The sequence below is a fragment of the Chryseomicrobium aureum genome (assembly GCF_016909155.1).
Classification (GTDB): Bacteria; Bacillota; Bacilli; order Bacillales_A; family Planococcaceae; genus Chryseomicrobium; species Chryseomicrobium aureum.
Map to the genome: position 1 here is coordinate 79,617 of NZ_JAFBFG010000005.1, position 23,408 is coordinate 103,024.

General features: G+C 43.4%; 27 protein-coding genes and 1 riboswitch. Of the genes, 17 read left to right on the forward strand and 10 right to left on the reverse strand.

Features of this window, described 5'->3' with window-relative positions; genetic code table 11:
- Window positions 1-4: 4 nt before the first annotated feature.
- Genes JOD03_RS05960 through JOD03_RS05975 form a run of 4 tightly spaced genes read right to left on the reverse strand, consistent with a single transcriptional unit; the run spans window position 5 to window position 3,223 of the window.
- The gene (locus JOD03_RS05960) at window positions 5-712 is read right to left on the reverse strand and encodes an energy-coupling factor transporter transmembrane component T family protein (RefSeq protein WP_204589930.1); all 708 of its coding nucleotides are present in this window, start codon (window positions 710-712) and stop codon (window positions 5-7) included.
- A complete protein-coding gene (locus JOD03_RS05965; RefSeq protein WP_338032439.1) occupies window positions 675-2,069 on the reverse strand; it encodes an ABC transporter ATP-binding protein in 1,395 nt (464 codons plus the stop codon). Before JOD03_RS05965 ends, JOD03_RS05960 begins: the two co-directional genes overlap by 38 nt.
- Window positions 2,062-2,640, reverse strand: coding sequence for an ECF transporter S component (locus JOD03_RS05970; RefSeq protein WP_204589931.1), 579 nt, complete (start codon window positions 2,638-2,640; stop codon window positions 2,062-2,064). The genes JOD03_RS05965 and JOD03_RS05970 overlap by 8 nt, the downstream gene beginning before the upstream one ends.
- Entirely contained in the window at window positions 2,630-3,223 is a 594-nt protein-coding gene (locus JOD03_RS05975) for a YkoF family thiamine/hydroxymethylpyrimidine-binding protein (RefSeq protein ID WP_204589932.1), read from the reverse strand. The genes JOD03_RS05970 and JOD03_RS05975 overlap by 11 nt, the downstream gene beginning before the upstream one ends.
- 84 nt (window positions 3,224-3,307) lie before the next feature.
- Window positions 3,308-3,413, reverse strand: a riboswitch (TPP riboswitch).
- A 227-nt stretch (window positions 3,414-3,640) separates the two neighbouring features.
- On the opposite strand from JOD03_RS05975, the gene JOD03_RS05980 reads away from it, so the two are divergent.
- Window positions 3,641-4,687 carry a bifunctional glycosyltransferase family 2/GtrA family protein gene (locus tag JOD03_RS05980; RefSeq protein WP_204589933.1) on the forward strand — a complete coding sequence of 349 codons (1,047 nt, stop codon included), beginning with the start codon at window positions 3,641-3,643 and terminating at the stop codon, window positions 4,685-4,687.
- A gap of 38 nt (window positions 4,688-4,725) precedes the next feature.
- Here JOD03_RS05980 and JOD03_RS05985 read toward each other — a convergent pair whose 3' ends face one another.
- The gene (locus JOD03_RS05985; protein ID WP_204589934.1) at window positions 4,726-5,055 is read right to left on the reverse strand and encodes a hypothetical protein; all 330 of its coding nucleotides are present in this window, start codon (window positions 5,053-5,055) and stop codon (window positions 4,726-4,728) included.
- An 8-nt stretch (window positions 5,056-5,063) separates the two neighbouring features.
- Window positions 5,064-5,333, reverse strand: a complete 270-nt coding sequence (gene rpsN, locus JOD03_RS05990; RefSeq protein ID WP_204589935.1) for a 30S ribosomal protein S14 — start codon at window positions 5,331-5,333, stop codon at window positions 5,064-5,066.
- A 137-nt stretch (window positions 5,334-5,470) separates the two neighbouring features.
- Between rpsN and JOD03_RS05995 the strand changes: the two genes are divergently transcribed.
- Window positions 5,471-6,397, forward strand: a complete 927-nt coding sequence (locus JOD03_RS05995) for a CobW family GTP-binding protein (RefSeq protein WP_204589936.1) — start codon at window positions 5,471-5,473, stop codon at window positions 6,395-6,397.
- 18 nt (window positions 6,398-6,415) lie between these two features.
- On the opposite strand, the gene JOD03_RS06000 is transcribed toward JOD03_RS05995, so the two are convergent.
- The 3 genes from JOD03_RS06000 to JOD03_RS06010 form a co-directional block, all read right to left on the reverse strand.
- On the reverse strand, window positions 6,416-7,705 hold the full coding sequence (locus tag JOD03_RS06000) for an ABC transporter permease (RefSeq protein ID WP_204589937.1): 1,290 nt from the start codon (window positions 7,703-7,705) through the stop codon (window positions 6,416-6,418).
- Entirely contained in the window at window positions 7,695-8,390 is a 696-nt protein-coding gene (locus tag JOD03_RS06005) for an ABC transporter ATP-binding protein (RefSeq protein ID WP_204589938.1), read from the reverse strand. Before JOD03_RS06005 ends, JOD03_RS06000 begins: the two co-directional genes overlap by 11 nt.
- A 185-nt stretch (window positions 8,391-8,575) precedes the next feature.
- A complete protein-coding gene (locus JOD03_RS06010) occupies window positions 8,576-8,800 on the reverse strand; it encodes a deoxyribodipyrimidine photo-lyase (protein ID WP_204589939.1) in 225 nt (74 codons plus the stop codon).
- 108 nt (window positions 8,801-8,908) lie between these two features.
- On the opposite strand from JOD03_RS06010, the gene JOD03_RS06015 reads away from it, so the two are divergent.
- The 11 genes from JOD03_RS06015 to JOD03_RS06065 all read left to right on the forward strand — a co-directional run bounded on the left by JOD03_RS06015 (window position 8,909) and on the right by JOD03_RS06065 (window position 19,103).
- Window positions 8,909-10,204: a DASH family cryptochrome gene (locus tag JOD03_RS06015; RefSeq protein ID WP_204589940.1), complete on the forward strand. Its 1,296-nt coding sequence runs from the start codon at window positions 8,909-8,911 to the stop codon at window positions 10,202-10,204.
- Between the two features lie 136 nt (window positions 10,205-10,340).
- On the forward strand, window positions 10,341-10,991 hold the full coding sequence (locus JOD03_RS06020; RefSeq protein ID WP_204589941.1) for a methyltransferase domain-containing protein: 651 nt from the start codon (window positions 10,341-10,343) through the stop codon (window positions 10,989-10,991).
- Entirely contained in the window at window positions 10,988-11,464 is a 477-nt protein-coding gene (locus JOD03_RS06025; protein ID WP_204589942.1) for an S-ribosylhomocysteine lyase, read from the forward strand. The genes JOD03_RS06020 and JOD03_RS06025 overlap by 4 nt, the downstream gene beginning before the upstream one ends.
- Window positions 11,461-12,399 carry a PLP-dependent cysteine synthase family protein gene (locus JOD03_RS06030; RefSeq protein WP_204589943.1) on the forward strand — a complete coding sequence of 313 codons (939 nt, stop codon included), beginning with the start codon at window positions 11,461-11,463 and terminating at the stop codon, window positions 12,397-12,399. Before JOD03_RS06025 ends, JOD03_RS06030 begins: the two co-directional genes overlap by 4 nt.
- On the forward strand, window positions 12,392-13,528 hold the full coding sequence (locus JOD03_RS06035) for a bifunctional cystathionine gamma-lyase/homocysteine desulfhydrase (RefSeq protein ID WP_204589944.1): 1,137 nt from the start codon (window positions 12,392-12,394) through the stop codon (window positions 13,526-13,528). The genes JOD03_RS06030 and JOD03_RS06035 overlap by 8 nt, the downstream gene beginning before the upstream one ends.
- A 232-nt stretch (window positions 13,529-13,760) precedes the next feature.
- Window positions 13,761-14,105, forward strand: a complete 345-nt coding sequence (locus JOD03_RS06040) for a zinc ribbon domain-containing protein YjdM (protein WP_204589945.1) — start codon at window positions 13,761-13,763, stop codon at window positions 14,103-14,105.
- A gap of 19 nt (window positions 14,106-14,124) precedes the next feature.
- A complete protein-coding gene (locus JOD03_RS06045) occupies window positions 14,125-15,090 on the forward strand; it encodes a Gfo/Idh/MocA family protein (protein WP_204589946.1) in 966 nt (321 codons plus the stop codon).
- Window positions 15,091-15,305: 215 nt separating this feature from the next.
- Entirely contained in the window at window positions 15,306-15,656 is a 351-nt protein-coding gene (locus tag JOD03_RS06050) for an ArsR/SmtB family transcription factor (protein ID WP_204589947.1), read from the forward strand.
- A 14-nt stretch (window positions 15,657-15,670) separates the two neighbouring features.
- Window positions 15,671-16,969, forward strand: coding sequence for an arsenite/antimonite efflux transporter (locus JOD03_RS06055; protein ID WP_204589948.1), 1,299 nt, complete (start codon window positions 15,671-15,673; stop codon window positions 16,967-16,969).
- Between the two features lie 14 nt (window positions 16,970-16,983).
- Window positions 16,984-17,406, forward strand: a complete 423-nt coding sequence (gene arsC / locus JOD03_RS06060; RefSeq protein WP_204589949.1) for an arsenate reductase (thioredoxin) — start codon at window positions 16,984-16,986, stop codon at window positions 17,404-17,406.
- A gap of 77 nt (window positions 17,407-17,483) precedes the next feature.
- On the forward strand, window positions 17,484-19,103 hold the full coding sequence (locus JOD03_RS06065) for a Na/Pi cotransporter family protein (protein ID WP_204589950.1): 1,620 nt from the start codon (window positions 17,484-17,486) through the stop codon (window positions 19,101-19,103).
- 29 nt (window positions 19,104-19,132) lie between these two features.
- On the opposite strand, the gene JOD03_RS06070 is transcribed toward JOD03_RS06065, so the two are convergent.
- The gene (locus JOD03_RS06070; protein WP_204589951.1) at window positions 19,133-19,675 is read right to left on the reverse strand and encodes a recombinase family protein; all 543 of its coding nucleotides are present in this window, start codon (window positions 19,673-19,675) and stop codon (window positions 19,133-19,135) included.
- A gap of 107 nt (window positions 19,676-19,782) precedes the next feature.
- Between JOD03_RS06070 and JOD03_RS06075 the strand changes: the two genes are divergently transcribed.
- From JOD03_RS06075 to JOD03_RS06090, 4 genes are all read left to right on the forward strand, one after another.
- Window positions 19,783-21,246: a SulP family inorganic anion transporter gene (locus JOD03_RS06075; RefSeq protein ID WP_204589952.1), complete on the forward strand. Its 1,464-nt coding sequence runs from the start codon at window positions 19,783-19,785 to the stop codon at window positions 21,244-21,246.
- 18 nt (window positions 21,247-21,264) lie between these two features.
- Window positions 21,265-21,681 (forward strand): universal stress protein, encoded by a 417-nt coding sequence (locus tag JOD03_RS06080; RefSeq protein ID WP_204589953.1) that lies wholly within the window; start codon window positions 21,265-21,267, stop codon window positions 21,679-21,681.
- 115 nt (window positions 21,682-21,796) lie between these two features.
- A complete protein-coding gene (locus tag JOD03_RS06085; protein WP_204589954.1) occupies window positions 21,797-22,120 on the forward strand; it encodes a PadR family transcriptional regulator in 324 nt (107 codons plus the stop codon).
- A 179-nt stretch (window positions 22,121-22,299) separates the two neighbouring features.
- Window positions 22,300-23,313: an LD-carboxypeptidase gene (locus tag JOD03_RS06090; RefSeq protein WP_204589955.1), complete on the forward strand. Its 1,014-nt coding sequence runs from the start codon at window positions 22,300-22,302 to the stop codon at window positions 23,311-23,313.
- Window positions 23,314-23,408 lie beyond the last annotated feature (95 nt).

A 23,408-nucleotide genomic window follows, 5' to 3' on the forward strand; every position in this document is an offset into this window, starting at 1 on the left:
GAAATCAAAGAGTTGCGCCTACAACTAAACAACTTGTGAAAATCACAATCAGGACCACAGAAAAATAGAGATCAAACCGCTCTAAGCGCACTTCATGGAAGTACGTTCGGTCACGTGTGCCTGTAAATCCTCTGGCTTCCATTGCAAACGCCGTTTTCTCCGCTTTTCGAACAGCTCCAGCGAGTAAAGGGATTGCCACACTTGGAAGTGCGCGTAGCTTTGCAAGAGTTGACTTCTGAACTTGTGGCTTGCGAAGTTGCTGCACTTGACGAATCTGGATGAACTCATCTTTTAGAACCGGAAGAAACTGATAACCCACTAGAAGGCTATAGGCAAGCTTTGGAGAAAGCTTCAATTGTTGCATCACACTCATGATGAATTGCATCGGAGACGTCGTCAGAACAAACAAGAGAGATAACGACGAAAAGGCAAATACGCGAAAGCTCAGCGATAATGCGGTTTCCAGTCGATCATCAGATGTACCGAAAACGTACGTCGTCCAAAAGTACCCGACCGCTCCAAGTGAGAACGGCAACATGAGTAGCGCCCAACGTTTCCAGTTGATACGGGAGAACAGTAACTGAACTACTAGCACGGCAATAAATACAAAAAGCGGTGTCCATGGGTCAAAATAAAAAGCGAGTGCAAATATAAACACAAATGTCACAAGCATTTTAATGGACGGATTCAAGCGATGAAGCCACGTCGACATCGCGAGCACCTCCTGTCGGTTGGACTAAACGATACGTCCTGAGTAAGCTAGGGTCTGAGAAGACGTTTGCTGGATGGAACGGGCCACTAAGTACACCATCTTTCAATAAGAGCATCGAATCTGCAATACGCTCTGCAAAATTCATATCGTGTGTAACCACAACAACGGCGGTACCTTCTGCTGCAACTTGAAATAAAGCGTCTTCAAGCTCATGCAGTGCAAACGCATCCTGACCCGCAGTCGGTTCATCAAGAAGCAAAACGGGTCGCCCATCGTTCAGCATCGCCGCAATTGCTGTCCTACGCTTTTGTCCCTGACTGACGGCGAAGGGATTAGAATTTGCTACACCTTCTAATAGAAGTTTAGTTAAAAACTCTTCTGTACGAAGACCTCCGCCAAAACTAACTTCCTGTCGAACGGAAGGTGTGATAAATAAAAACTCAGGTGACTGGGGGACATATCCAATCGTTTCGTCACTTTGTTCTCTATCTGCTTTTGGAATCAGTCCGGCCAGTGCCTTCAAGAGAGTCGACTTTCCAGCTCCGTTTGGTCCGGCAAGCACTGTAATACTTCCACCAGTGACTTCGAGCTTTGCCTCATGCAAAATGCCAGGGACGCGCACTTCTGCACGGAAGTCTTGTTGACTTTTCACTTCTTTAGCATAAGCACTTTTTGCTTTCAAAGGAGGCATACTCGTTTCTTCCAACACAAGTGTGTAATCGAAGAAGGATTCCCAAATCGCATCTTGATGGTCGATCACAAGAACTGTCCATCCATTTTTCACTTGTAAGTCAGAAAACCAGGCAACATATTCTCTTGCAGTTAATGGGTCTAGATGTGCGAGTGGTTCATCGAGTAATACAATTTTCGGGTTCATCAATAATGCACAGGCAGTAGCGACGCGCTGTTTTTCACCACCAGACAATGTCTGAATAACACGTGTTCGAAACTGAGTGAGACCTGTCTCTTCTAAAATTCGAGTAATCTGCAGATCCATCTCCTCACGTGGTATAGACCGGTTCTCTAAAGTGAACGCGAGTTCTTCTTCAACTGTCGGCATACAAAATTGGCTGTCGGGATCTTGGAAGACGGTGGCAATCGACTGACTGATCTCACCAGGTCGGTACTCATCGTATGGTTTCCCGAATAGTAGACGCGTCCCATCGACTTCGCCATCACAAGCTTCCGGATACAGCCCGTTCAACAAGAAAAAGAGTGTCGACTTCCCGCAACCACTTGGTCCTTTAATGAGCCATTTTTCTCCTTCAGAAAGTGTTAATGACATATCAGAGAGAACGGGTGTGTCTTCATCAGGATAATGAAATGTTACGTTGTGAAACTCAATCCATTTAGACACGTACATCACGCTTTTGACGTGCAATCGCATAGCCACGGAGTGAACCTGTTGCATACAGTCCGTTTACGATTAAACTTCCACCGTATCCAGCAATCACAGCACCACTTAAGATGCGAATTCCGAGCATCAGTGCTACGTACCATGGAGATAAGGCAGAGAATCCACCAAGAAGATATCCATACGCAAAACTGAAGAGAGAGGCTCCAACACCTGCCATAATCAATACGGGTAAATCAAAACGACGATAACGCGTCGCTGCAAAAGCTGCCTCTGCACCGAGACCTTGCACAAGACCAGCTAAAATCAGACGAGGACCTACAGCATTCCCGAGCATGACCTCGATTGCAGCAGCCATTACTTCCGGAACAACAGCAGCCCCTGGTTTGCGAATGATAGCCATTGCGACGATTGAGACTAAGAACCAAACACCGAAAATCCATTCATAGGCAATCGGCCCAATCAGACTCGACCAAATATTCCCGATGTGTAAAAACACTAAATAGATAATCCCGAAAACGACTGCAAGCAGGGACATCAGTACGACTTCTTTCAATTTCCAATTAGCGAGCATTGTCAGGACCTCCGTGAGAAGGACTGTGAATACTCATGTTGATTGTCATGACGACGTGGGGGTGCTCCCCAATTTGCGCCTCTGTGAACGTCTCTTCATAAAACGCAAAAACGTTTTTCAATGAACCGTGGATACCCGTCGCATAATGCATGGACTCGTTATAAACACCACGCTCTTTGGCACGGTCAATCTCTCTATAAATCGTCTCCATATAATCACTTTGGTTGAGCGGATAAAGCGAGAACTGGCTAGAAACGTAGGGGCCTTCAGGAATTTCATTCTTCACTGGATCTTCAATCCCCATATACGAATCCCCCGACGTATCTCCAGGGCACCCTACAGAAAACGTTGCATTCATGGCTATATGTTTGCCGTGCGAAGCCGCTTTCTCTGTAAGGGCAGCTAACGCATTAAAGACATGCGGACCTTCTCCTCGAATGACCGTCGATACGTCGTCTGTATGGCGCCATACCGTCGATAGGTCGACTTCTGATAAAGCACCTTTGATAATTGAAATAAACTCTGAATCCATCGGGTGTAGAGAAAAACGACATCCAATGATTTTACTTGTTCCACAGTGCATGGGAACGCCTCCTTAGATTTTATGAGAAAAAGAAAAAAGCTACATCCGCGAAAGATGTAGCCACTACTTCCCATAAAAATTCAAGAAAGAGTCACTACACTTCCTCACGCAGGTATTATCCTGATCGAGTCATAAGGGATCGGAGCTCAAGCTCTCATCTCAGCCAATTTGGGCACCCCTAGTGCAGGTTGTCGGTATGTAGTTCTTTTTCGCCCTCATCATAGCAGACATAAAAATTCTGTGCAAGTGCAGTAGGAAAAAAAGAAGGATAGTAAAGGGTGAGAAGCGAAGTACTTAGTAATGAAATCGATTGTGGAGTGTATAGGGAAGCATTTACACAAAAATGAACCAATTGCAGTATTAGATTTCTCAAAGGAAGGGTAAAGAAGTGGAGTAGCAGTAGAAAAGAGGTGACCTATGGAACTTGCGATTGTGATTCCTTCGTATAAACCAGATGACAAGTGCCGTGCGGTCATCGATGAACTGATTGCTTCGCAGTTCTCTCGCATTATCGTGGTTGATGATGGGGGAGAAGAGGAGTATGCATCCTTCTTCACAAAATTGAAAACTTTTAAAGAAGTGACGGTCTTGCATCATGCGAAAAATCAAGGCAAAGGACGAGCTTTAAAGACGGCTTTTCATTACATATTGAATGAAGATATTCCAGTAGACGGTGTCATTACAATTGATGCGGACGGTCAACATCTACTATCAGATATGCAAAAAGTCGCTGAACAAATGCGCGAAACACCTGATGCAGTAATACTTGGTGCACGAGACTTCACTCAAAAGGATGTGCCGTTTCGAAGTCGGTTTGGCAATCGATTTACACGTTTGTTGTTTCGATTATCTACAGGGACAGTCTTAACGGATACACAAACGGGGCTTCGTGGGTTGCCGATTCAACATTTACCTTTGATGCTTGAAATCAAAGGAGAGCGATTCGAATACGAGATGAACGTCCTCGGATCTTTGAAGCGAAATGAGATCCCTATTGAGGAAGTGGAGATTGAAACAGTATATTTAGATGAAAATAAATCGTCTCATTTTCATCCATTGCGTGATTCATTTCATATTTATAAAATCTTCTTATTTTATGGGATGTCGGGTGGAGCTTCACTTGCGCTCGACCTCGGTCTTTATTCATTATTTATCTATTTGTGGAAAGAAGACTCGCCTCAGATGTTCATCATCTTTGCGACGATTGCTGCACGTGTTTTATCCAGCCTCTTTAATTATTTTGTAAATCGTCATAAAGTATTCGGTCAAGGATCAAGTAAGTCATTCGTTCGCTATTACTTGCTCGCAGCATTTATTATGGCTGCCTCAGCTGGGTCCGTGCACTTACTTTATACGGAGTGGCTAGGGCGAGGAGAAGTAGTGTTGAAGGTACTAGTAGACAGCGTGCTCTTCATCTTTGGATTTATCGTCCAACGTGCTTGGGTTTTCCGAAAAGAAAATTAAAAATCAGCATCGTCCCTGTCGGGAAGATGCTGATTTTTTTATAGTGTCAATAAGAAAGAATGCGTAGCTGTACCTTGTTCAAGCTTAAACCAGCCAACGCGTTTCATTCGTTCACTAACATTTGTTTGTATCTGACGCTCGCAATGATTCACAATCTCCACAATTTCGAGTCCAGTCATTTTAAAAAGTTGAGCTGCAGCCTCGTAAGGTTCCCGGCTCAGTAAGAGGACTTTAAATTCCTCTTCTGTGGCCGCCCGGTCTGCGAGAGACTCTTCATAATTCACTACATACTCATAAATTTCTCTATGCTTCTCAGGTAACTTTTGGATTTCGGCTTGCGCAGCAAAATGCAGTGCGATTTCATTCATATGATCACCTACCAGCTGGCTTTTTTGACACCTGGAAGTTGTCCTTTATGGGCAAGTTCGCGGAATGCGATACGAGAAAGTTTGAATTTCCGCATGACTCCACGAGGTCTTCCAGTTAATTCACAACGATTCTTTAGACGCGTAGGGGAAGAGTCGCGTGGCAATTTCGCAAGTGCGGCATAATCCCCTTTTTCCTTAAGCTCTTTGCGCTTCTCTGCATAACGCTCCACTAACTCACGTTGTTTTTTATCTCGTGCTACTTTTGATTTCTTAGCCATCTTTAGTATCCTCCTAATGCTTCTGTTTGTCATTCAAAATAAAATAGCCTATCATTAAAACGTAATCATTACGATTTAAGTATAGAATGACTTTATCATGGTTCCCATAAATGTGCAACAGCAAGAGGAGGAATTAGATGCACAAGAAAATACGATTAATTCTTTTGACGGGCTTCTTAGGAAGTGGAAAGTCAACTTGGTTAGCAAAACTTTTGAAAGAGGAGAAGCAAAAAGGAAGTAAAGCGGCAGTCCTAATGAATGAGTTAGGGGACTATTCTGTAGATACGACGCTTGTTGGTGATGACGTACCACTGCAAGAACTATTGAAAGGATGTATTTGCTGTACATTGAAAGATGAGGTGGAGATTCAACTAATCAACTTGGTCATGATGCATGAACCTGATGTGATTTTTATTGAATCAACTGGCGTTGCGCATCCGATGGAGATTATAGATGCCTGCATGTCGCCCTTAATTGTTCAAAAGCTTGATCTAGTTGGAGTGTATCATGCAGTGGATGCAGAGCGGTGGGCGAACCGAGAAAAGCTGCCAAGACCTATTCGTCATCTACTCGAAGATCAAGTCCGATATGCTGATGAGCTTCTCCTAAATAAGATTGACACTGTATCCAAGGAAGAGCGGGAGGCAATTTCACTAGAATTAAGAGCATTGAATCAGACAGCACGTTACTACGAATCCTCATTCGCTGAGATTCTTCATATGCCAGCACCCCGTCGTATGACAGTAGTGGAGGAGAGGATGGATACATTTCATGTTAAAAAAGAGTTGGGAATCAAGTCACTCGCTTATACATTTTCTTCTTCGATATCGCGAAAGGCCTTTGAAGAGTGGCTTAAGAATGTACCAGATTCTGTGTTACGCGTAAAAGGATTTGTTCAATATGAAGATCAAAACGGACCGACTCTTGTTCAAGTAGCTTATGGCGTCGCAAATTATGTAGAACAAGAGATTCGTTTTCCAACAACATTAATTGTTATTGGTCATCACCTCGAAAAACAAGAGATTATCGACAGTTTAGAAATGCTAGAAAGAGCCGCCAGCTAGAACGGCTCTTTTAGATCTTCAGGATTCTTTTAGTGCTTGAATAACATCAATCTGTGTGGCATTACGTGCTGGACGCCAGCCGGACAATACGGCAACACCAATACTGATGAGTGCAGCAACCACTACGAGCTGCCAAGGAATATAAGAAACCGTGATGGTCATGTCGGTTGGCGCTTCTTCTCCAACAGAACTAAATACAATCATCGGAACAATTATGTTCACTAGTAAACTCATCCCATATGAGACAGCGACTGCTATACATGTACCAATCAAACCAATTGCAGTGCTTTCCACAAGGAAGAGGCGCTGGATGAGCCTTGGTTGTGCACCGATAGCTTTCATGATCCCAATTTCACGTGTGCGTTCTGTAACGGCCATTGTCATGGTATTAAAGATTCCGATAGAGGCAATGAGTACAGCAACTGTGCCCACAATAACTAAACCAATCTGAATTACTGTAAACAGCATATTCATTTGACCTAGTTCTTCTGTAACAGAGTAGACGAGGAACCCTTCCCCTTTTAACGATTCTGTTAAGTCCGCTACATGTTGAAAGTCTGTAGCATGAACCGTGATTGATTTATCTGGGGATTCAATACCAAACGCAGTGAGTACTTCCGCGCTTTTTGAGGTATCTGCATAGATTTTGTCATCATACGCCCAATCTTTTCTTGGCTTTTTGGCAATACCAGTAATCGTATAGGTCTGGGTGGAAACGACTTCTTCCGTCTCATAATCTGTGATGTCGATTGAAATCGTCTTACCAATTAGTTCATCTCGAATCGGTTTCGCAAGCTCTTCTTGTTTTTCAAGATAATTTTCAGCATTTCCAAGCTCTTCATGTTGTTCATCTGTTAAAAAGTTACCCGCAAAGTGATAGCCGACCACAACTTCTGTGGAGTCATTCGGCATCTCCCCATCAAACAAGGCTAGGTTGGCTGCTTGTTCAGCTTCTAAATCTGTATAAACAAGTTGTCCATAGCCCTCTTTCCCATCTAAATTGACAACAGGTGAACCCGGAACATTAATGCGCTCTACAACTGTTTTGACATTCTCCATCTTCTGAATCGCCGCAAGCTCTTCTGGAGTAACGGTGCCTCCATTTTCTTTGCCAAATAGTTCTACTTCTGTGACGATGCGACTCGACAACACTTCGTCTTGAATTGTTTTATGTAATCCGAAGCCGACAGACGCAATGATAATCAAAAATGCACAGCCCATTGCCGCTGCTAAAATCGTCATGAAGACGCGAAGTTTGTTTCGTTTCATATGTTGCGAGATAAACTCGCGTTGATCTTTAGCTAACATAGGTCAATTCCTCCTGGATTGCGCCGTCATGCATACGGTACTGACGATGTGCAGAACGAGCTACTTCTTCATCGTGTGTAATGATGACAAATGTGATGCCATAGTGGGCATTCAGCAATTGGATAAGCTGTAAAATTTCTTGTTCAGTTTCAGAATCCAAGCTCCCTGTCGGTTCATCGGCCAGTAAGATAGACGGACGACCAATTAGTGCACGGGCGATACTGACGCGTTGTTGCTGACCTCCAGAAAGTTCGTTCGGATAATGGTCACTGACTTCTGTCAATCCAACTTGCTGCAGCAGTTCTTTCACCCGTATTAATCGCTGTTGCTTTGCCACGCCCTGAAGTTTTAGAGGAAGTTCGATGTTTTCGAATGCCGTGAGTCCAGGCATCAATTGAAAGCTTTGAAAAATGAACCCATAATTTTGCAAGCGGAACTTCGCTTTTTCAGCTTCTGTTTTACCGACCAGTTCTTCACCGGTCACTTGAATAGAACCTGACTCTGGGGTCATAAAACCAGCAATCAAATTCAATAGCGTAGATTTCCCTGAGCCACTTTTTCCTAAAATGGCGACGACTTCGCCTTTGTTTATTTCTAAATTGACATCTTTAAGAACTGGAACACTCTTTTCTTGGCCTTTTTTTCCGATTTTGAATGTATGATTCAAGTCTTGAATCGTAATCATGTAGACACGTCCTTTCTGATATAGTTTCAGTATACGAAGCATTTCTTAGGAAAAAGGTACTGACTTTCTGAAGAAATTCTTAAGATTGGAGGAACTTGGATGTTCGAAGTGATTGAAAAGGCAGGGGAGTGATGCGAAAAGACCTGCAAAGGGAGTAAATTTACTCTGCAGGTCTTTCTTCAACCCTATCGAATTCTAAACGCAATTGTTCTCCTTCTGATCGCTTGGTCTGCGGTGGTGAAGACCGACTCCAACACAAAGTGGAAATGCCGAAGAGAAAGGTCAGATTGTTTCCAGACAGAAGGCCCTACTACATATAAAAGTAAAGTCGGTCCAGCTTTAGACGCATGATAAATAGGAGCGTGATCTTGTAGTCGTATATCACGCTTTAACCAAACAATTTGGTGCATGCCGTCACCTCATTTTAAGATTTCAACTAATAAATGACATTCTAATTTTTCTATTGTATAATTACTGTATAAAGTTTGTAAAACGTTAACTGAAAGCGAGGGATTGACATGTCTACAACGGTTGTATGGTTTCGTACCGATCTGCGCACATCAGATCATGAACCTTTGCTGAAAGCAGTGTCCACAAGACAACCAGTTCGTGCAGTATACTGTCATGAACCACGCTTTCAACAAAAAAATGAGTATGGATTTCCAAAACAGCGCTCGTTTCGCGCTGAGTTTATTCGTGAAAGTCTAGATGATTTAAAGAGTCAATTGCAGGAAGCTGGAATTCCTTTGGACGAACTTCATGGTGAAAGTGGAGTAGAGTTGAAGAACTATGCAAAACTTCATCATGTCAATAAGTTGTATTTCCATGACAGCGTAGGTACAGAGGAACGAGAGTCCGAACAACAAGTTCGCGCAGCACTTCCTGACGTTGAAATCGAATCGTTCATTGGTGACCATTTGATCCATCCAGATGACTTACCGTTCGCACTGGAAGAGTTACCAAAAACCTTTACTCCATTTCGAAAGATGGTCGAGAATCAGCTGCAGGTGCATCCGGCATATCCACCGATTGCACATTTCACAAAGCCCGATCACCATTCTAAAGAAAATTGGGTACAGCCTCCTCCAGATGGCTTTAAGGGTGGAACCAAAGCAGGACTCGCTAGACTCCATGACTTTACGTTTGGAACACGAGCGATTGATACGTACAAAGAAACACGCAACGGGTTGATGGCATGGAACGACTCTACAAAGCTATCACCTTATTTAGCACTTGGATGCTTATCACCTCGAATGATCTACTGGCATATCAAGAGGTATGAACGAGAATATAGCGCTAACCAAAGTACTTACTGGGTCGTGTTTGAATTGCTTTGGCGAGACTACTTCAAACTTGTCCACCGAAAGTTCAAGGAGAAAATCTTCAGTAGCCGAGGATTGAACGGACGTCGAATCTCTACGCGGCGTGATCCTCTTGACTTTGCGAAATGGGCAGAAGGAAGAACCGGAGCTCCATTAGTGGATGCTGCTATGCGCGAACTGAAGGCTACAGGTTTTATGTCCAACCGCTGTCGTCAGAACGCAGCGAGTTATTTGGTCCATGATCTAAATTTAGATTGGCGTTTAGGCGCTGCTTGGTTTGAATCTTGGCTCGTTGATTACGATACTGCTAGTAATTATGGCAATTGGATGTATGTCGCAGGTGTTGGAAACGACCCGCGCGTCGGTCGTAAATTCAATGTGACGAAACAGGGGCTTGATTACGATGGAAAAGGGGACTATGCTCGTTTATGGATTCCAGAGCTTGCGGACAAGGCTGGCGACGAGATTTACAATGGAGCACTTTACTCCTGATATGAACTCACGAACTTCACCGTTCGTGAGTTTTTTTGTTTTCCATACGTTTCACTTTTAAATTTCAACAACATATGATATAAATATTCATAGTATTCGACTAGGAATAATTATGTTTAGGATGGGGAGCACGAACGTGGGGAAAGAATTTTTACACATTTTTGATGAATGGGCTGACCAATACGATGCGAGTGTGAGTGGACAAGATCCACAGTATGCGGATGTATTTTTCCGATATGAAGAAATTTTAGAAGCTGTTGCACAGCGTGTACACGGCACTGTAATTGAATTTGGGCCTGGGACAGGCAATTTAACCAAAAGGGTTTTAGAGAAGGGTGTCGAAGTACTACCAGTAGAACCTCATGATAAGATGCGCGCACTCTTTCAAAATCGTTTTCCACAACTTGAAGCGCAAGAGGGAGACCTTTTAGAATTTGTGACTCCCGAAGGCCAAGTAGACGGCTTCATCAGCAGTTACGTGTTTCATCACTTAACGGATGCTGAAAAAGGCGAAGCACTTAAACGCTATGCAGAACTGCTGCCAGTCGGTGGAAAAGTGGTCTTTGCAGACACGGTGTTTTCTTCGGAAGACGCAAAACAAGCGCAGATTTTAAAAGAGAAGGCACGAGGCTATGTAGCTGTTGCTGAAGACTTGGAGCGTGAGTATTACACAACGATTCCAGTGCTCACGAGCTTATTTGAACAAGCGGGCTTTGGCGTGACGTTCACGCAGATGAACGATTACGTTTGGCTCATGGATGCCACTAAAGGAGGAACTACACAATGAAACAAATGAATGTAGAAAGCTTTAATTTAGATCACACGAAAGTCGATGCGCCTTACGTGCGTCTTGCGGGGACAAAGTCAGGTCAAGCAGGCGATACAGTTCTGAAATACGATATTCGTTTCAAACAGCCGAATGAAGAATTCATGGAAATGAAGGGTCTTCACTCTTTAGAGCATTTGATGGCAGAAAACATCCGCAATCATACAGACAAAGTGGTCGACTTGAGTCCGATGGGATGCCAAACAGGATTTTACCTATCTGTAATTAACCATGACAACTATGATGAAGTATTGACGATTCTTGAGAACACACTGGAAGATGTGTTGAAAGCAACGGAAGTACCTGCATGCAACGTCGTTCAGTGCGGATGGGCAGCGAATCATTCATTAGAAGGCGCGCAAGAGATTGCACGGGACATGTTAGCGAAAAAAGATACATGGCACATCGTTTTTAAGGATGGCGAAGAGGCATGATTTACACACACGTGCACCAATTGATTGGGAATACACCGCTCTTTGAGATTTCACAAATTGCCGTTCCCAACAACTGTCGCATCGTGGCAAAGCTGGAATATATGAATCCGGGAGGCAGTGTCAAGGACCGTCTTGGCATTGCCTTATTGCGTGATGCGGAACAACGTGGAAAGTTAGCACCTGGTGGAACGGTTATCGAACCGACAGCAGGAAACACAGGGATTGGGTTGGCACTTGCGGCAATCGGAAGAGGATTTCGTGTCATCTGTGTCGTTCCTGAAAAATTCAGCATTGAAAAGCAAAAATTGATGAAGGCACTTGGAGCCGAACTTGTAAACACACCGACTTCAGAAGGAATGAAAGGCGCGATTGCCAAAGCACATGCGCTAGCGTCAGAAATTCCAGGGAGTTTTGTGCCAGGACAGTTCGAAAATCCAGCAAACCCAGCAGCGTATATCGATACAATGGGGCCAGAAATTTATGAGGCACTTGATGGTAAAATCGACGCGTTCGTTGCTGGTGGTGGGTCAGGTGGAACGTTTATGGGCGTTGCCACTTACTTGAAGCAGCAAGATTCGACGATTCGCACGGTGATTGTAGAGCCAGAGGGTTCCATATTGAACGGCGGAGAAAGTGGTCCCCATGACACAGAAGGTATTGGCATGGAATTTTTGCCACCTTTCATGAAAGAAGAGTATATGGAAGGCATTCATACCATCACGGACAAGGAAGCATTCTACTGGATGCGTGAACTGGCAAAGCAAGAAGGATTGCTTGTGGGATCTTCAGCAGGAGCTGCGTTTGCTGCCGCTTTGAAAGAAGCTGAAACACTTCCCGAAGGCAGTGTGATTGCGACCGTGTTTGCCGATTCGAGTGAGAGGTATTTAAGCAAGGATGTATACGAACTATGGAAAGAGGAGGATTCACATGCGTGAAAAAACGAAGTTGATCCATGCAGGAATCGTAGGAGACGCTACGACTGGAGCGGTTTCCACACCAATTTATCAAGTGAGCACGTATAAGCAAGAAGCAGTTGGCAAGTTCAATGGCTATGAGTATTCACGAACAGGCAACCCGACGCGCCATGCTTTAGAAGAGTTAATCAAAGATTTAGAGAGCGGACACGCAGGATTTGCATTTGGTTCAGGGATGGCAGCCATCACATCGGTGATGATGTTGTTCTCCTCAGGTGATCATATCGTGGCAACAGATGATGTGTACGGTGGGACTTACCGCGTGTTGACGAAAGTGTTGAACCGTTTTGGTTTAGATGTAACCTTTGTGGATACATCTTCTTTGGAAGACGTGGAAGCAGCCATCAAGCCGAATACAAAAGCTTTATTCATCGAGACACCGACGAATCCGTTATTGAAAGTTTCTGATGTGCGTGCGTTGACAGAACTTGCGAAATCAAAAGATTTAGTGACGATTGTCGACAATACATTTATGACACCTTACTTGCAGAAGCCGCTCGAACTTGGAGCAGACATTGTATTGCATAGCGCGACAAAGTATCTCGGCGGTCACAGTGATGTCGTCGCAGGATTAGTCGTTGTAAATACACCAGAGCTTGCACAAGATATGCATTTCGTACAAAACTCGGTTGGTGCTATTTTGGGGCCACAAGATTCTTGGTTATTGATTCGCGGAATCAAGACACTAGGTCTACGTATGGAAGAACACATCACGAGCGCTCAAAAAATCGCAGAGTACCTTGATGCGCACGAAAAAGTAGGCAAAGTCTATTATCCTGGCTTAGCAGCTCATCCGGGCCGCGAGACGATGGCCGGACAATCACGTGGTTTTGGCGGCATGATTTCGTTTGATGTCGGCTCTGCTGAAAAAGCAGATGAAGTGTTAGCAAAACTCCTCTATTTCACGTTAGCAGAGAGCCTTGGCGCAGTAGAGAGTTTGATTTCTGTTCCAGCTCGCATGACCCACGCGTCGATTCCAGCAGAACGTCGCGCGGAACTTGGAATTGTCGACGGTCTAGTTCGCATCAGTGTCGGAATTGAAGACGTTGAGGACCTTTTAGAAGATTTAGAGCAAGCTTTACAAGCATAAAAGACGAATTGGGCCGCTTTTGCGGCTCTTTTTTTGTGGGTGGGGGGTTACGCAGACATTGAAATGGGTTATGCGGACATTGAATCCATGTTAGCGGACATTGAGCCAGAGTGTCGGACATTGAATCCGTGTTAGCGGACATTGAAACTGTTTATGCGGACATTGACATCTCCCCGGCCGCGACTCGGTGTGCTACACTTAGGAAAACGAAATAAAAAGGAGTCTACACATCATGACAACGCAACTTCCTGCCTGTCCCCAGTGCCAATCACCCTATACATACGAAGATGGGGATTTACTTGTCTGCCCAGAATGTGCGCATGAATGGTCAGCTACTCAAACGACTGAGAATACTGAAACATCCATCATCGCAAAAGACGCGAACGGAAATTTGTTAACAGATGGAGACGCTGTGACGGTCATCAAAGATCTGAAAGTAAAAGGAAGCTCGTCTACTTTAAAGCAAGGTACCAAGGTCAAATCGATTCGATTGGTTGAAGGGGATCACAACATCGACTGTAAAATTGATGGCTTTGGAGCAATGAAATTAAAATCTGAATTTGTGAAGAAACTATAGAAACGGGAGACGATTCTCTATGACAAAGCAACTGAAAATTGGTGTCATCGGAACTGGGATGATGGCAGAGCGTATGATGAACAGTTTTATGAATCATCCTCGTTTACAAATAAACGGTATATGTGATGTAAATAAAGAACGCGTTCAATTTTTAGCAGAAAAATTCCAAACAACAGCCTATACTTCGCATCAAGAGCTGTTAGACACTGAAGAACTCGATATCGTGTATGTGGCAGTTCCTCCAAAGTGGCATCATGAAATAGCAACTGCTGTACTTCAAAAAGGATTACATATTTTATGTGAAAAGCCGCTTGCCAATTCTGTAGAGGAAGCAGCGGACCTATTGAAACTCGCGCAACAAAAAGGCGTCGTGAATGCGATGAACTTCCCACTGAATTATGAAGAGGGGACACGTCAATTTGAAAAATTGATGCATGAAAACTACGTAGGGAAATTACGCCGCGTAGAGCTTCGCATGGAATTTCCGAATTGGCCGCGCCCTCGTCAGCAAAATAGTTGGATCAGCACACGTGAGCAAGGTGGATTTGTCTTTGAAGTTGCAGGTCACCTCGTTCAGCAGATTTTGCGTACATTTGGACCTATCACAGAGGTTACGTCCGATTTAGAACTTCCCGAAGATCCCACTCTATCCGAAACAGGGATTGTCGCGACGATGCAGCTTGCTTCTGGCACAAAAATCTACTTTAACGGAATTGCGGGAACAGCCGGCGCATATAGCCAAGACATCGAGTTATCTGCGTACGGCACAGAAGGGACTGTAAAACTCTCGAACTATTCCAATCTCACAGTGGGGAAAATCGGTGAAGACATGACATCATATCCACTTGAAGACAACGTTCGTGCAGATGAACTTCTAGATGCATTTGTAGCAGCGGTAGACGGCCAACCAGCCGAGCTCTACGATTTCCAAGTAGGGTACGATGTGCAAGTGGTATTAGAAAAATTACGTAAAGTAAAGAACTAAACAAAAGGTCGCTCACTACTCCACAGTGGGCGACTTTTTTATAGAATAGTGACGCATTTTGTCATATTTCCTTCTTATATATATAAAACGTAAATTTGGGACTTGATAATTTCATATAATAAGAGCATTATGATAGGGAATCAATCACTATTCAAATAAGTGTTGACTAATATAACTGAACGATTATATAATGTCGTCAGATGGAGGTTTTTCTTATGCAAACAATTCATCATCATTTATCGATTGACCATATGTCCCAGCTCTTAAAACTGATCAGTGATCCGACACGCCTCACGATGCTAAAAGTCATGCAGACAAATCAGTGTTGTGTATGTGAATTTGTCGAGATGTTCGACATTAGCCAGCCTGCAATTAGTCAGCACTTGAAAAAGTTGAAAGATGGGGGACTTGTTCACGAGAAGCGAAACGGTCACTGGATCTTCTATTCATTGAATCCAAGCTATCCACATGCAGAAATGTTGCAAACTGTCTTGGATGCAGTGACGAGTCAAGATGATCGCCTCGATGAACTGACGAAAAAAGGGTTACGCGTTAGCTGTAATTAGAAAGGAGTCTTTTTGTGTTTTTAGCCATTGCTGCAGCCGTCATTTTTATCGTGACGCTCATTTTTGTTATCTGGCAGCCGAAAGGGCTGTCAATTGGATGGTCAGCTACTGCTGGCGCCGTCCTTGCTCTGCTGGTAGGAGTTGTCGATTTTGGCGACGTTCAAGACGTAACTTCTATTGTATGGAATGCAACACTTACGTTTGTTGCATTAATTTTGATTTCACTCATTCTAGATGAAATCGGATTCTTTGAATGGGCAGCGTTACATATGGCCCGCATTGCAGGCGGAAATGGTCTGCGTATGTTCATTTATGTAATTCTTCTTGGTGCCGTTGTTGCAGCGTTATTTGCGAATGATGGGGCAGCGCTTATTTTGACCCCAATTGTTCTTGCGATGGTGCGAAATTTGAAATTTGAAGAAAAGATGATTTTTCCATTTATTATGGCAAGTGGATTTATTGCAGATACGACATCACTACCACTCGTCATCAGTAACTTGGTAAACATTGTATCAGCAGATTTCTTTGGCATCGGTTTTATTGAATACGCAAGCCGCATGATTGTTCCGAACTTTTTCTCATTAGGTGCGAGTATTCTCGTACTGTACTTGTTCTTCCGAAAAGATTTGCCAAAGAACTACAATATGTCAGATCTTAAAAAACCGGTCGAAGCAATTAAAGACAACCGAATGTTCCGTATCTCATGGGTAGTACTAGCAGTTTTACTGGTCGGCTATTTCGCAAGTGAGCCTTTACACATTCCGGTATCATTCATTGCAGGTTCTGTAGCAATTGTCTTTTTAATTCTAGCGCGCCGAAGCCCTGCGGTTCATACGAAAGCAGTTGTGAAAGGTGCACCATGGGCTATCGTGTTCTTCTCAATTGGTATGTACGTTGTCGTTTACGGACTTCGAAATGCAGGACTTACATCGGTATTAACAGATGTCATTCAGTGGACGGCTGATCAAGGATTATTTGCAGCAACAATCGGAATGGGCTTCATCGCTGCGATTTTATCGTCTGTTATGAACAACATGCCAACTGTAATGATTAATGCACTTGCGATCGCAGACACGAACACAACTGGAATTGTGCGCGAAGCATTGATCTACGCAAATGTGATTGGTTCGGATTTAGGTCCAAAAATTACTCCGATTGGTTCACTCGCAACTTTATTGTGGTTGCATGTATTGAGTTTAAAAGGTGTGAAAATCTCTTGGGGTACTTACTTTAAAGTCGGAATCATTCTAACGATTCCAACGCTATTCATAACATTAGTTGGACTTTATATTTGGTTACTAATCATCTACTAAGAGGAGTGTTCAAGATGGAAAAGAAAATCATTTACTTTTTATGTACAGGAAATTCATGCCGCAGCCAAATGGCCGACGGTTGGGCAAAGAAGTATTTAGATAGCAGTGAATGGGAAGTATACAGCGCAGGAATAGAAGCACATGGTGTGAATCCTAAGGCAATCAAAGCAATGGAAGAGGTGGGCGTCGACATTTCGACACATACTTCTGATATCATTGTCCCAGAATTGTTGAACCGTGCTACAATTGCTGTTACACTATGCGGGGACGCAGCAGATAAGTGCCCGATGACTCCACCATCTGTTCGCCGTGAGCACTGGGGATTCCCAGATCCTGCGAAAGCGACAGGGACGGACGAAGAAGTATGGGCCGTTTTCCAAGATGTGCGTGACGCGATTGGCGAGCGCATTGAAGAATTTGCGAAAACAGGAAACTAAACAGTAGCCGAGAGAGAGTTCTCTCGGCTTTCCATTTGTTGTAAATATAAGTTTTTACTTATTTTTAGGAGGCGACAATGAGTACGCAAGAAGTGATTTTTTATTTTCTAGGTGGTTTGGGGATTTTTCTTTTTGGAATTAAGTTTCTAGGAGACAATCTACAAAAAATAGCTGGTGATGGTCTTCGCAATATGTTGGACCGGTTTACTACAAACCCGATAAAAGGTATGCTCGCTGGTATTTTTGTGACGATTTTACTTCAAACAAGTACCGGTACGACTGTTTTGACAATTGGACTTGTTAACGCCGGATTTATGACGCTCCGTCAAGCGATTGGTGTCATCATTGGAGCGAACATCGGAACGACGGCAACAGCATTTATTATCGGAATCAATATCTCGGAATACGCGCTTCCGATTGTAGCGCTCGGAAGCTTTATGATCTTCTTCTTGAAGTCTGAAAAGATTCGAAATGTAGGCCGTGCTATTTTAGGATTTGGTGCCTTATTCTTAGGATTGAACTTCATGAGTGATGGCTTGTATCCACTTCGCGATGCACAGATTTTCCAAGACCTAACGATATCTATGAGTGACAATCCATTATTAGGTGTGTTAATTGGGACTATCTTTACAATGACGATTCAAAGTTCGTCAGCAGCTATTGGATTACTCCAGACGTTGTTTGCACAAGGAGCAATGACGCTCGATGCAGCACTACCCGTCTTGTTTGGAGATAATATCGGGACGACGATTACAGCAGTATTAGCAGCACTTGGCGCATCGATTACAGCAAAACGTGCCGCTCTTGTCCATGTTATCTTTAATGTCATCGGAACGGTCATTGTATTGATCTTATTGAGTCCATTCACAGCACTTGTGCAGTTCTTGCAAGGTCGATTAGATCTAAACCCTGAAATGACAATTGCCTTTGCACACGGTATATTCAACATCTCAAACGCTTTGATTCAACTTCCGTTTGTAGCGGTGCTTGCTTGGATAGTTGTCAAAGCAATACCAGGTGAACAGAAAGTGGTCAGTCATAAAGTAGAGCATTTGGATGAGAAGTTTATTGCGCAATCCCCATCAGTTGCTGTTGGGCAAGCACAGAAAGAAGTGCTTCGTATGGCGGAGCTTGCAGAACAAGGACTTGAAGAGACGATTGCATACTTTAAAACGAAGAAAACGTCTCATCGGGATTACATCGTTCAATATGAATTAGCGATTAACAACTTGGACCAAACTATCTCAGATTATTTAATCAAACTCTCGTCTCAGCCGCTTTCAAAGCAGGATTCGGAGCTTCATCAGGTGCTACTTAATACGATTCGAGATATCGAACGAATCGGAGATCATATGGAAAATATCATGGAATTAACAGACTATAAAAAGTCGAAAAAACTCGACTTTACAGAGACAGCAGATGCTGAAATCGAAGAGATGTTTGAATTGGTGCGTACAACATTCCGCCAGTCAATCCGCTCGATTGAGATTCATAGTAAAGAAGAGGCCCGTGGTGTCGTTGAGAAAGAGAATGAGATCGACCGTATGGAACGCGTGTTGCGCAAGAATCATATCGTGCGTGTAAATGAAGGTGCTTGCACGGGTGCAGCGGGAATTGTATTTACCGATATCGTCAGCAACTTGGAGCGAATCGGAGATCACTCTGTCAATATCGCTGAAACTGTTTTAGAAGGATAAGGAAAAGAGAGGCCGCGGCCTCTCTTTTTTTAATAGTCTTCATTCAAATAACGGTACAGTGTAGATTTACTGATATTGGTCATTTCTTTGATTTGCTTAAGTGTGTACTCACCACTTGTGTAAAGTTCAATTGCTCGGTTCACATTGGCGTCTTTTTTTCGTGGCCGACCCGTGGCAACTCCTCGCTCTTTTGCTTCTTCCATCGCAGCCTTTGTCATGAGGCTGGTAGATTCTGTTTGGAAGAGAGCAATCAAGTGAACGATATCGCTGAATGAGTGGATAAGCGGTCGGTCGATTTGGATACTTTCCGTTACAAAGTGAAGAGACACTTTTTTCTTTGTAAACGTTTCAAGTAATGCACGCAATTGGTTTAGAGATTGTGCGAATGTTGTCAACGAGCTTGTATAGACCTGATCTCCTTCTTCTAAAAGGTCGATCATCTCTGCGAGTTGATCGTTTAGACGATACGATTCTTCTGTGAAGAGCTGGTCAATTTGGATAGTTGAAAGTAGAGCTACTTGTTGAGAAGTGTCTTTTTCACCGGGAAGTGAACGAATATAGCCGTATTTCATAGGAGTCATCCTTTCAGAGAGGAAATCAATTGGTTCAAAAGGGTTCCTTTTTGGAACTCGAAATGCTACACTAATTCAATCATTTGAAACATGAAGAGGTGTAGTACGTGATAGCGAAACTTAAACAAGAATGGTTCGGAAATGTCCGAGCCGATATATTAGCTGGAATCGTCGTGGCGTTGGCCCTCATTCCAGAAGCAATAGCGTTCTCAATTATTGCAGGCGTTGACCCGATGGTTGGGCTTTACGCATCTTTTAGTATAGCAGTGATTATCGCATTTGTCGGGGGCAGATCGGGAATGATTTCAGCTGCGACTGGTGCAATGGCGCTATTGATGGTACCACTAGTTCGCGACTATGGATTAGATTATTTATTAGCAGCGACGATTTTAACAGGTATCATACAGATTCTATTTGGTGTCTTTAAAGTGGCGAAGGTGATGCGTTTTGTCCCACGTGCGGTGATGATTGGATTTGTGAATGCATTAGCCATCTTAATATTTATGGCACAAGTGCCACACTTTTTAGGGATTAGCACAATGACATACGTATTTGTGGCTATTACTTTAGCAATCGTATACATCTTGCCGCGCTTCTTTACAGCGATTCCCGCACCGCTGATTGCTATTGTGGCTTTGACTGCACTGGTGATTTTCTCTGGTATCGAGCTTCGAACAGTTGGGGATCTTGGAAACATTTCTCAAACACTTCCGAGCTTCTTTATTCCAGACGTTCCATATACATTTGAGACACTTCAAATCATTTTTCCGTATGCACTCGCACTTTCAATAGTTGGATTGTTAGAGTCTCTATTAACTGCTCAAATTGTTGATGTTATGACAGATACGGGAAGCGATAAAAATAAAGAGTCCCGTGGACAAGGAATTGCCAACTTCGTGACAGGTTTCTTTGGGGGTATGGCGGGCTGTGCTATGATCGGCCAATCCGTTATAAACGTAAAAAGTGGAGGGCGCGGCCGGCTTTCGACATTTGTTGCTGGAGCACTTTTGATGTTCTTGATTATCGTAGTAGGAGATCTTGTCGTGCAGATTCCTATGCCCGTGCTTGTTGGAATCATGATTATGGTATCGATTGGTACATTTGATTGGGGTTCCTTCACATATCTGAAAAAAGCACCACGTACAGATGCGATTGTTATGGTTGCGACAGTAGGGATTGTCGTGATTACACATGATTTATCAAAAGGTGTTTTCGCAGGGGTACTCTTAAGTGCCATCTTTTTCGTGGCGAAGATCTCGAAGTTACAAGTTGAGAAAGCATTATCAGGAGAAGACATTCACTATTCAGTTCGAGGCCAGTTGTTTTTTGCATCTGTTGAAGATTTTGTAGCAGGGATTGATTTGACGGAACGCGAAAGAACTATCTACATCGATTTCACGGAATCCCATGTATGGGACGATTCAGCAGTTGGTGCAATCGATAAAGTAGTGATGAAGCTTCGTCAGAATCAAAATGAAGTTGTGTTAAAAGGATTAAATGCTTCAAGTCGGAAGATAGTAGAGAAACTTGCGATTTATGACCAAGCGAGTGCTAAGTTGTCGACACATTAATCAAAGGAGATGTCGCATATGTATAAACATATTGTTTTAGCAGCTGATGGCTCGGAGAATTCTGTTCGTGCTGCGCAACATGCATTACTGATGGCTAGGCAAGGGGCAGAATTAATCGAAGTGGTAGTGGTAGCTGACTTTGCAAAAGCGAAGCAAGATGTTTTGCACGCAGAAAGTCGAGAGTCCCTTGATTATGAGAGACGCCAAAAGGTGCGTGTGATTGAAGAATTATTGCAACGTGAAAAGATAGTGTATGAGGTGAAAGTCTTACATGGTGATCCTGGTCCAACACTTGTCGACTATGCAAATAGCCAAAATGTTGATTTGGTCATAATCGGTAGTAGAGGCCTAAACTCCCTACAAGAAATGGTATTAGGTAGTGTGAGTCATAAAGTTGTGAAACGTGTAAAGGCGCCAGTTTTGGTTGTGAAGTAATGAGCGAGAGTCCACAAATTATTTGTGGGCTTTTTTCTATTTACAAAAAAAGGTTGCCTCATTATGTCGCGTCGTGATATAGTCGAGCTACGACATAGTGAAGGTAGGCAATAAAATGGATAAACGGGTGAAACGATACTTACCTATGACAGAGTCAGCATTTTATATCTTGCTTGCTTTGACAGAACCTCGGCATGGTTACGGGATCATCAAACAAGTAGAAGAGATGACTTCTGGGCGTCTTAAGCTCGGGTCCGGAACGATTTACGGGACGCTGACAAAGATGCAGGATGACGACATGATTACAGTATATGCGGATGAAAAACGCAAGACGATTTATGAAGTGACGGATATCGGCAAGCAGATTTTGCAATTGGAGTTCGACCGATTGGATGAACTCCATGCCAACAAAGAGCGGTATAAGGGGGATTTAGCATGAAAGACGATTTTGCTGTTTGGACTATCACCAGAGATTTTTACACTTCCAAGTGATGGAGATGGGTCGCTCACATTTTTACATGTGGTGCTGCAGATAGTAACTGCTTTTTGGATACTGCTGCTCTTTAAAGTTGTAAGAAGTTACTTTCATTATCGCAAGACATTGAAGGAGGAATTCGAGTGATCAAGTATCCAAATTTAGTCGATCACGCCACAATCGGTGTGACTTCGCCATCATCTGGAGTTGAAAAAGAGCTTCACCATCTGATCAATTCCGCAAAAGAACGTTTTGAGAGAGAAGGGCACGTGCTTGTAACGGGAGACACGGCTTGGACGCAAGACAAAGCAAAATCTGCACCTGCTAGAGAGCGTGCTGCGGAATTCACGTCGATGATGCAAAATCCTGAGATTGATATGATTTTACCGCCATGGGGCGGCGAGCTACTCATTGAGATTCTTGAGCACATTGATTTTGATGCCCTGCCTGCAAAATGGGTTCTTGGATATTCGGACACGAGTCTCTTGTTGTTTGCGATAACTTTGAAAACAGGTATTGCGACTGCACATGGAGTGAATCTTGTTGATTTACGAGGAGAGTATTCAGATGAAACGACAGCTATGTGGAAGAAAGTATTGATGACAAGGCAAGGAGAGACGGTGGAGCAACATTCGTCTGAGAACTATCAGTTGAAGTGGGATCATGCCAATCCAACGCCTTGTATTTATGACTTAACTGAGTCAACTAAGTGGAAGACGACTTCAGACGAAGCCGTTCATATTAAAGGGCGCTTATTGGGCGGCTGTATCGATATTATTCGCAATATCGTCGGAACTCCATTTGGAGACGTTGCTAATTTCCGAGATAAATTTTTGAATGATGAGCCAATCATTTGGTATTTTGAGAATTGCGATATGGAAACGACGGATCTTCGGCGTGCATTGGTACAAATGAAGCTTGCAGGTTGGTTTGATAATACATCGGGAGTTTTGTTTGGAAGAAGTCCTGCAAATGGACCTGTTGAGAACTATACTGTGGGAGATGTGTATCAGGAACTAGCTCAAGAATTGCAAGTACCAGTGGTCTACGATATCGATTGTGGGCATGTTCCTCCTCAGATGACATTGATCAACGGGGCGCATGCAGTAGTGCACGTGGCTGAGGGTAAAGGAACTGTGGTGCAGACGTTTAAGTAAATGATTCAGTTAGACCGAGTAAAAGACTAGAGTGCCATGAGCGAAATCGCTCATGGTTTTTGTTTGTTAAAAGACAAGTTGTTAAAGTCATTCTA